Origin of the sequence: Streptomyces sp. NPDC060028 (genome assembly GCF_042736725.1) — a bacterium.
GTDB lineage: Bacteria > Actinomycetota > Actinomycetes > Streptomycetales > Streptomycetaceae > Streptomyces.
Window position 1 is genome coordinate 37,341 of sequence record NZ_JBHWVJ010000061.1, and the last position, 9,131, is coordinate 46,471.

8 protein-coding genes are annotated in these 9,131 nt (G+C 73.7%); 7 read left to right on the forward strand and 1 reads right to left on the reverse strand.

Annotated elements, in window-relative coordinates; translation table 11 throughout:
- Positions 1 to 17: 17 nt before the first annotated feature.
- The 4 genes from ACFWBF_RS26325 (at position 18) to ACFWBF_RS26340 (ending at position 5,009) form a co-directional block, all read left to right on the forward strand.
- Positions 18 to 1,391, forward strand: coding sequence for a glutamine synthetase family protein (locus ACFWBF_RS26325; RefSeq protein ID WP_385606199.1), 1,374 nt, complete (start codon positions 18 to 20; stop codon positions 1,389 to 1,391).
- A gap of 64 nt (positions 1,392 to 1,455) precedes the next feature.
- A complete protein-coding gene (locus tag ACFWBF_RS26330) occupies positions 1,456 to 2,802 on the forward strand; it encodes an aldehyde dehydrogenase family protein (protein WP_385606201.1) in 1,347 nt (448 codons plus the stop codon).
- Between the two features lie 5 nt (positions 2,803 to 2,807).
- The gene (locus tag ACFWBF_RS26335; RefSeq protein ID WP_385606203.1) at positions 2,808 to 3,602 is read left to right on the forward strand and encodes a 3-oxoacyl-ACP reductase; all 795 of its coding nucleotides are present in this window, start codon (positions 2,808 to 2,810) and stop codon (positions 3,600 to 3,602) included.
- 108 nt (positions 3,603 to 3,710) lie between these two features.
- Complete coding sequence (locus ACFWBF_RS26340; protein ID WP_385606205.1) at positions 3,711 to 5,009, forward strand: haloacid dehalogenase-like hydrolase; 1,299 nt, start codon at positions 3,711 to 3,713, stop codon at positions 5,007 to 5,009.
- Between the two features lie 34 nt (positions 5,010 to 5,043).
- Here ACFWBF_RS26340 and ACFWBF_RS26345 read toward each other — a convergent pair whose 3' ends face one another.
- Positions 5,044 to 6,237 (reverse strand): amino acid deaminase/aldolase, encoded by a 1,194-nt coding sequence (locus tag ACFWBF_RS26345; protein WP_385606207.1) that lies wholly within the window; start codon positions 6,235 to 6,237, stop codon positions 5,044 to 5,046.
- Positions 6,238 to 6,376: 139 nt separating this feature from the next.
- Between ACFWBF_RS26345 and ACFWBF_RS26350 the strand changes: the two genes are divergently transcribed.
- Genes ACFWBF_RS26350 through ACFWBF_RS26360 form a run of 3 tightly spaced genes read left to right on the forward strand, consistent with a single transcriptional unit; the run spans position 6,377 to position 9,083 of the window.
- Positions 6,377 to 7,144: a hypothetical protein gene (locus ACFWBF_RS26350; RefSeq protein ID WP_385606209.1), complete on the forward strand. Its 768-nt coding sequence runs from the start codon at positions 6,377 to 6,379 to the stop codon at positions 7,142 to 7,144.
- Positions 7,141 to 8,337 carry a type VII secretion-associated serine protease mycosin gene (mycP, locus tag ACFWBF_RS26355; RefSeq protein WP_385606210.1) on the forward strand — a complete coding sequence of 399 codons (1,197 nt, stop codon included), beginning with the start codon at positions 7,141 to 7,143 and terminating at the stop codon, positions 8,335 to 8,337. Before ACFWBF_RS26350 ends, mycP begins: the two co-directional genes overlap by 4 nt.
- 2 nt (positions 8,338 to 8,339) lie before the next feature.
- Positions 8,340 to 9,083 (forward strand): SseB family protein, encoded by a 744-nt coding sequence (locus ACFWBF_RS26360; protein ID WP_385606212.1) that lies wholly within the window; start codon positions 8,340 to 8,342, stop codon positions 9,081 to 9,083.
- Positions 9,084 to 9,131: the final 48 nt, after the last annotated feature.

Here is a 9,131-nt window from a genome sequence, read left to right on the forward strand (position 1 = left end):
CCGAAGGAGAGATTCCCGTGGTAGACCGCAAGCCGCCGCTCGCGACGGAGGAGCTCCGTGCCCTCGTCGCCAGCGGTGAGATCGACACAGTGGTCCTGGCCTTCCCCGACATGCAGGGGAGGCTCCAGGGCAAGCGGTTCGCCGCACAGTTCTTCCTCGACGAGGTCCTCGCGCACGGCACGGAGGGCTGCAACTACCTCCTCGCCGTCGACACCGACATGAACACCGTCGACGGATACGAGATGTCCTCCTGGGACCGGGGCTACGGCGACTTCGCCATGCACCCCGACCTCGCCACCCTGCGCCGGATCCCCTGGAACCCCGGCAGCGCCTTCCTCGTGGCCGACCTCGCCTGGAACGACGGCACCCCCGTCGTCGCCGCGCCCCGCCAGATCCTGCGCCGGCAGCTGGAGCGCCTCGCCGAGCACGGGTACGGCGCGATGGTCGGCACCGAGCTGGAGTTCATGGTCTTCCAGGACACCTACGAGCAGGCCTGGAACCGCGACTACAAGGGCCTGACCCCCGCCAACCAGTACAACATCGACTACTCCGTCCTCGGGACCGGCCGCATCGAGCCCCTGCTGCGCCGCATCCGGAACGAGATGCAGGCCGCCGGCCTGGTCGTCGAGTCGGCGAAGGGGGAGTGCAACCTCGGACAGCACGAGATCGCCTTCCGCTACGACGAGGCGCTGACCACCTGCGACCAGCACGCGGTCTACAAGACCGGGGCGAAGGAGATCGCCTCCCAGGAAGGCGTCTCGCTCACCTTCATGGCCAAGTACGACGAGCGCGAGGGCAACTCCTGCCACATCCACCTCTCGCTCAGCGACGCCGACGGACGCAACGCGATGGCCGGTGAGGACCCCGACGACCACGGCGGCATGTCACCGGTGATGCGTCACTTCCTGGCCGGTCAGTTGGCCGCGCTGCGCGACTTCTCCCTTCTCTACGCCCCGAACATCAACTCGTACAAGCGTTTCCGCCCCGGATCCTTCGCGCCGACCGCCGTCGCCTGGGGCGTCGACAACCGGACCTGCGCCCTGCGGGTCGTCGGCCACGGCCGCTCCATGCGCTTCGAAAACCGCCTCCCCGGCGGCGACGTCAACCCCTACCTCGCCGTCGCCGGCCTGGTCGCGGCCGGTCTCCACGGCATCGAGAACCGCCTGGAACTGCCCGAAGCCTGTCCGGGCAACGCCTACACCGCCGACTACGCCCACGTCCCGACAACCCTGCGCGAGGCAGCCGAGCTCTGGGAGAACAGCGAGATCGCCAAGGCCGCGTTCGGGCCCGAAGTGGTGGCCCACTACCGGAACATGGCCCGCGTGGAACTGGACGCGTACGACTCCGCCGTCACCGACTGGGAACTGCGCCGCTCCTTCGAACGCCTGTAACCCTCCCCCTCGAAGATCTGTGAGGCACCACGTGTCCGATGCGCTGGCCCCCTTCAATTTGAGTGTGTTGAATCCGGCCACCGAGGAAATCATCGCCACCGTCCCGGCCGCCACACGGGACGATGTCGACGCCGCCGTCACACGGGCCGCCGCGGCCCAGCGCGGCTGGGCGGCCGCCGCCCCCGCCGACCGGGCCAGACTGCTGCGCCGCTTCGCCTCGGTCGTCGACGGGCACATCGAGGAACTGGCGCGGCTGGAGGTCCGCGAGGCCGGCCACACCATCGGCAACGCCCGCTGGGAAGCCGGCAACGTACGTGACCTGCTCGACTTCGCCGCCGGGGGAGTGGAGCGCCTCTCCGGCCGCCAGATCCCCGTCGCCGGCGGCATCGACGTCACCTTCCTCGAACCCCTCGGCGTCATCGGCGTCATCGCCCCGTGGAACTTCCCCATGCCGATCGCGGCCTGGGGCCTGGCCCCGGCGCTGGCCGCGGGCAACGCCGTCATCCTCAAGCCCGCCGAGACCACCCCGCTCACCGTGCTGCGCCTCGCCGAACTCGCCCTCGAAGCCGGGATCCCCGAGCACCTCTTCCAGGTGCTCCCCGGCCGGGGCGCGGAAGCGGGTGACGCGCTGGTCGAGCACCCGGGCGTCGCGAAGATCGTCTTCACCGGCTCCACCCGGGTCGGCAAGCAGATCATGGCCAAGTGCGCCGACCGCGTGAAGCGGGTCACCCTCGAACTCGGCGGCAAGAGCCCCAACATCGTCTTCGCGGACGCCGACCTGGAGGCGGCGGCCGCCGCGGCCCCCATGTCCTTCCTCGACAACACCGGACAGGACTGCTGCGCCCGCACGCGGATCCTCGTACAGCGCTCCGTGTACGACCGGTTCCTGGAGCTGGTGGCCCCCGGGATCGAAGGCGTGGTCGTGGGCGACCCGGCCGACGAGAAGACCCAGATGGGGCCGCTGATCTCGCGGCTGCAACTGGACCGCGTACGGTCCTACGTCACCGACGACCTCGCCGCGATCCGCGGCGCCGCCCCCGAGGGCCCCGGCTTCTGGTACCCGCCGACCCTGGTCACGGACGTCGCCCCCACGGCCCCCGTGGCCGCGGAGGAGGTCTTCGGCCCGGTCGCCGTCGTCCTGCCCTTCGAGGACGAGGAGGACGCGGTACGCCTGGCCAACGCCACCGAGTACGGCCTCTCCGGCTCCCTCTGGACCCGGGACATCGGCCGTGCGCTGCGCGTCTCGCGCGCCGTCGCCGCCGGCAACCTGTCCGTCAACTCCCACAGCAGCGTCCGCTACTGGACCCCCTTCGGCGGGTACAAGCAGTCCGGCCTCGGCCGCGAGCTCGGACCCGACGCCCTCACCGCTTTCACCGAGACCAAGAACGTCTTCATCAGCACGGAGGCCTGAAACCCATGTTCAGCAGCGACACCGAAGAGATCGTCTGCCGCCGCCTGGTCGGCCGTACCGCCGTCATCACCGGAGCCGGCAGCGGCATCGGCCTCGCCACCGCCCGCCGGCTGGCCTCCGAGGGCGCCGACATCGTCTGCGGCGACATCGACGAGACGGCCGGCAAGGCCGCCGCCGAGGAGGTCGGCGGCACCTTCGTGAAGGTCGACGTCACCAGCCCGGAGGAGGTCGAGGCACTGTTCAAGACCGCCTTCGACACCTACGGCTCCGTCGACATCGCCTTCAACAACGCCGGCATCTCGCCCCCGGACGACGACTCGATCCTCACCACCGGCCTGGAGGCCTGGAAGCGGGTCCAGGACGTCAACCTCACCTCCGTCTACCTGTGCTGCAAGGCCGCGCTGCCCTACATGCAGCGCCAGGGCCGCGGCTCGATCATCAACACCGCCTCCTTCGTGGCCGTCATGGGCGCCGCGACCTCGCAGATCTCCTACACCGCCTCCAAGGGCGGCGTCCTGGCCATGTCCCGCGAACTCGGCGTGCAGTTCGCCCGCGAGGGCATCCGCGTCAACGCGCTCTGCCCGGGGCCGGTCAACACCCCGCTGCTCCAGGAACTGTTCGCCAAGGACCCGGAGCGCGCCGCCCGCCGCCTCGTGCACATCCCGCTGGGCCGCTTCGCCGAGCCCACCGAGATCGCCGCGGCCGTCGCCTTCCTCGCGAGCGACGACTCCTCCTTCATCAACGCCACCGACTTCCTCGTCGACGGCGGCATCTCCGGCGCGTACGTCACCCCGCTGTAAGCATTCATCTCAGCTCCACCCTCCCGACAGCCGGGCGTCGCACGACGCCCGGCTGTCGTGCTCTACCGTCCGCGACGATCTTCACCGGAATCAGGAGTGTTCACCTCAGTGACCCGACCCACCACCGCGCGCCGGCTCCAGGCCGTCGCCGCCGCCGTCGCGATGTCCGGCGGGGCCCTCGTGGCCGCCGCGCCCGCCGCCCAGGCGGCCCGCCCCGGCACCCACTGCACCAGCCCGCGGCTCGCGGCCGGCTGGTACGGGGACAACCAGGCCCGCCTCCAGCAGCTCATCGACGAGTACGGCGCCTGCAACCCCTACCGCCCGAACCGCAACAAGCCCGTCGCCGTCTTCGACTGGGACAACACCGTCGTCAAGAACGACGTCGGCGACGCCACCATGTTCTGGCTGCTGCGCAACGGCAAGATCCGCCAGCCCGCCGCAGGCGACTGGACGACCACCAGCCGCTACCTCACCCCGGCCGCCGCCAAGGCCCTCGCCGACGCCTGCGCCGCGCTCGCCCGCCCCGGCGCCCCGCTGCCCACCGGCACCCCCGAGGGTGCCGGCTGCGCCGACGAGCTCAACTCCGTCTACGGCGCCGCCGCCACGAGGGCCGGCGCCGCCGCCTTCGCCGGCTGGGACCGCCGTACGATCGAACCCGCCTACGCCTGGCTGCCGCAGCTGATGCAGGGCTGGACCGCGAGCCAGGTCCGCGGCTTCGCGGCCGCCGCGCAGAGCGAGAACCTGGCCGCGCCCGTCGGGGCCAAGCAGCAGGTCGGCAGCGCCTCCGTCACCGGCTGGGTGCGCTACTACGACCAGCAGAAGGACCTGATCGCGGGCCTGCAGAAGGCCGGCTTCGACGTCTGGATCAGCTCGGCCTCGCCGCAGCCGGTCGTCGAGGTGTGGGCCAAGGGCGTCGGCGTCAGGTCCGACCACGTCATCGGCATCCGCAACACCACCACCGACGGCGGGAAGTTCACCTCCCACCTCCAGGGCTGCGGATCCGTCCGGGACGGCGCCGACTCGATGATCACGTACGTCGACGGCAAGCGCTGCTGGATCAACAAGGAGGTCTTCGGCGTCCGCGGCGCCGCGGCCGAGAAGGTCCAGCCGGCCGCGCGCCGCCAGGTGTTCGCCGCGGGCGACTCCGACACCGACATCTCGTTCCTGCGCGACGCGACCGCCCTGCGGCTCGTCGTGAACCGCAACAAGAACGAGCTGATGTGCCGGGCCTACGACAACAGCGACGGCAAGTGGATCGTGAACCCGATGTTCATCGAGCCGAAGAAGCAGAAGAGCTCGCCCTACCCGTGCGCCACGACGGGCTACGTCGACCACGACGGCACGGCCGGACCCGTCCGCCGGGGCGACACGAGCATCGTCCCCGACCAGACGGACACCGTCTTCTGACCCGCTGGTGCGGTGAACCTTTCCGGTCACAGCACTAGAGGAACGTGCGGCCCTCGCCCCGGTACGTCGGGGCGGTGGCCGTCACCCGATCGCCCTCGACGAGGTGCAACTCCTCGAAGCGCTCGCACAGTTCCCCGGCCTTCGCGTGCCGGAACCACACCCGGTCGCCGATCAGCAGATCGTCCGCCGCGCTGCCCAGCAGCGGTGTCTGCACCTCGCCGGCGCCCTCCTGCGGGTCGTAGCGCAGCCCCTCGGGCAGGTACGGCACGGGGAGCCGGTCGGCCCCGGCGGCCCCCGAGGCGGGATACCCGCCGCCCAGCACGGTCACCACGCCCACGCCGGGCCTGCGGACCACGGGCAGGGCGAACAGGGCGGCCGGACGGCCCCGGAACGACGTGTAGTTGTCGAAGAGCCGCGGTATGTACAGCCCCGACCCCGCGGCGATCTCCGTGACCGCGTCCTCGGCGGCGGTCTGCTGGACGCTGCCGGTCCCGCCGCCGTTGACGAACTCCAGGTCCGGCACGACGGCCCGTACGGCCCGTACGGCCTCGCCCCGGCGGGCGGCCAGCTCCTTGCGGGCGGCGCCCTGCATCAGCCGGATCGCCCGCGACCGCAGGGGCCGCCCGGCCAGGGAGTCGCCGACCCCGGCCACGTGACCCTCGTACCCCATCAGCCCGACGACGCGGAAGCCGGGACGCGCGCTCACGACCCGGGCCAGCTCGGCGAGCTGCGCGGGCTCGCGCAGCGGCGAGCGGCGGGCCCCGACGCGCACCCGGCCGCCGAACAGGTGCAGCGCGGTGTCCAGCTCCAGGCAGACCCGGACCTCCTGCGTGCCGCCGTCGCGAGAGCGGTCGATCAGCTCCAACTGCGCCGGGTCGTCCACCATGACGGTGACGGCGGCGGCCAGTTTGGGATCGCCCGCCAGCTCGGCGAATCCGGCGCGGTCGGCGGACGGATAGGCGAGCAGCACGTCCTCGAAGCCGGAACGGGCCAGCCAGATCGACTCGGCCAGGGTGTACGACATGATCCCGGCGAACCCCGGCCGCGCCAGGACCCGTTCGAGGAGCGCACGGCACCGTACGGACTTGCTGGCCACCCGGACCGGCTTGCCGCCGGCCCGCCGCACGAGGTCGTCGGCATTGGCGTCGAACGCTTCGAGATCCACGATGGCCAGGGGCGCGTCGAGATGCGCGGTCGCCCGGTCGTACCGGGCCCGGTCGGAAGACATGGCGGCAGCTTGCCACGTGGTGGTACCGGTGGGTAGGGGCTACGGCCACCGCCCTCGCCCGGCCCGTAGTCCCGGGCACCCGGGCAGGCCCGTACAGTACGGCTAGGCAGCCGTACGGAACGGGGGGCGGAGCCGCCGGATGAGCACGTCGACACCGCGGACCGCGGTCCTGGCCGAGCCCGATCCGCCCGCGCCCCGGCGGCGGCCCGGGCGGGTGTTCGCCGCCGTGCTGTGCGCCCTGCTCGGAGCCGGGACGACCGGCGCCGCCGGCTACGGGGCAGTCGCCGACTACCGCGCCGCGCACCGGCCGTTGGCCGCCGACGCCGCCTACCGCAAGGCCGCCTCCCTGTGGCGGGCCACCCCCGTCGACACCCTCTTCCCGCCCGTGCTCGACGGCCGCGGCGCCGGTCCCGGCGGCGCCGACCGCACCTGGACCCGGATCGCGCTGGCACCCGACGCCGACTGCCCCGCCGCGCTGAGCGCCGACTGGCGGGCGCTGCTCGCCCCGGCCGGCTGCACCCGCGTCCTGCGGGCCACCTACACGGACGCCACCCGCAGCTCGCTCGTCACCGTCGGCATGGTCTTCACCCCGGCCGACGCCGCCGCCATGCAGGGGTTGCGCGGCCGGCTCGCGGCGCCGGCCGGCTACGGCTTCGACGACAAGCGGCGCGCCGCCTGGACCGCCTCCGTCCTCCCCGAGGCGCCCGTCGTCGTGTACGCCGTCTCCGCCTTCAACGACGGCCGCACCCTGGACGCGCCCCGGCCCGCCGAGGACCTGATGCGCCAGGACGCCACCGGAGCCGCGGCCCAGGCGGGCCTCGGCCACGAGACCAAGGCCGTCGCCGACCGCGTCGAACGCGCCGTACGGGCCCTCGCGGCCCCACCCGCCCCGGAGCCCCTCCGATGAACCCCCGGCCCCGCGCGGCAACGCCCCGCGCCGCGACCGTCCTCGCGGTGGGCGCCCTCCTCGCCACCGCCGCGGCGCCCCCGGCCCTCGCCGACGGCATCCGCGACCGCCAGTGGGGGCTCACGGCCCTGCGTGCCGAGGAGGCCTGGGGCACCACCCGGGGCGAGGGGGTCACCGTCGCCGTCCTCGACACCGGGGTCGACGACGCCCACCCCGACCTGGCCGGGCAGGTGCTCCAAGGCGCCGACCTCGTCGGCATGGGCGCCGGCCGCGGCGACCGGGCCTGGGCCCGGCACGGCACGGCCATGGCCGGGATCATCGCCGGACACGGCCACGGGCCGAACCGCCGCCAAGGCGTCCTAGGCATCGCACCCCAGGCGAGGATCCTCCCGGTCCGGGTGATCCTGGAGGAGGGCGACCCCGGCCGGGCCAAGGCCCGCGAGAGCAAGGGCGGCGCCCTGGCCGAGGGCATCCGCTGGGCCGCCGACCACGACGCCGACGTCATCAACCTGTCCCTCGGAGACGACAGCAGCTCCGCCCACCACGAGGCCGCAGAGGACGAGGCCGTCCAGTACGCCCTCGCCAAGGGCGCGGTCGTCGTCGCCTCCGCCGGCAACGGCGGCGAACAGGGCGACCACGCCTCCTACCCGGCCGCCTACCCCGGGGTGATCGCCGTCACCGCCGTCGACCGGCGCGGCCGCAAGGCCGGCTTCTCCACCAGCAACTGGTACGCCACCGTCTGCGCCCCGGGCGTCGACGTGGTCATCGCCGACCCCGACCGCTCCTACTACGAGGGCTGGGGCACCAGCGCCGCCGCGGCGTTCGTCTCCGGGGCGGTGGCCCTGGTCCGGGCCGCCCACCCCGGCCTGTCCCCGGCCCAGGTCAAGAAGCTGCTGGAGGACACCGCCGCGGACTCCCCGGCCGACGGCCGCGACGACGCCCGCGGCCACGGCCTGGTGGATCCGGTCGCCGCCCTCCAGGCCGCGGACGCGGTGCGCGCCGAGCCCCCGGTGCCCTCGCCCGCCGCGGCCGGCAAGGCCTACTTCGGCCCCGGCCCCGAACCGGTACGGGCCCCCGAGCGCCGGGCACGCCTGGGCACGCACGCCGCCGCGGCCGCGGGTCTGGCGCTGCTCGCGCTGGCCGCCGTACTGGCCCGGCGTCCGAGGCCCGCGCGGCGGAGTAGGGTCGGGTAACTGTGGCGAACAAGAACATCCCCGACCCCGGTTTCTCCGACGACGACGGCTCCGCCGACCCCAGGCTGAGCGCGGCCCTGGCCGCCTGGGCCGAGGACAGAGGCAAGGAGCCGCAGGTGCTGGCCGCCCTCAAGGACGCCCGCCTGCTGGTCCCCGTCGTCGCCGTCCTCGGCGAGGTCGAGACGGACCCGGAGACGGGCCTCAAGCGTGAGAAGACCAGCGACATGGCCGTCCCCACCCTGCGGGCGGGGGACCGGCGGGCGCTGCCCGCCTTCACCTCGATCGCCTCGCTGGCCCTGTGGGACCCGGCGGCCCGGCCGGTGGCCGTCCCGCTGCACCAGGCCCTGGCCGCCGCCGCGCACGAGAAGGCCGACACCCTCGTCCTGGACCTGTCCGGCCCGGTCACCTACCAGCTCACCGGCTCCGCCCTGCTCGCGCTGGCCGAGGGTCGCACGGACGCGGGCCCGCTCGCCGACCCCGCCGTACGGGAGGCCGTACGGGCCGCCGTGGCCGCAGAGCCCGCGGTGCTGCGCGCCCACCTCGTTCCGGGCGGCGCGGACAGCGACGGCACGCTCGTGATCCTGCTGGCGGCGGCCGACGCGCAGGCCCCGGCGGCGGCCCGGCGGGTCGCCGAGGCCCTGGCGGCCGACGAGACCCTGCGCGCACGCCTCGTACGCGGGCTGGACCTGGCGCTGCTTCCGGCGCAGGCCCCGGCGCCGGCCGGCGAGCCGCTCTTCGCGCGCTGAGACTGCGCTGAGAAACGAAACGGAGGAGGGCCGGGGCTGCTCGCAGCC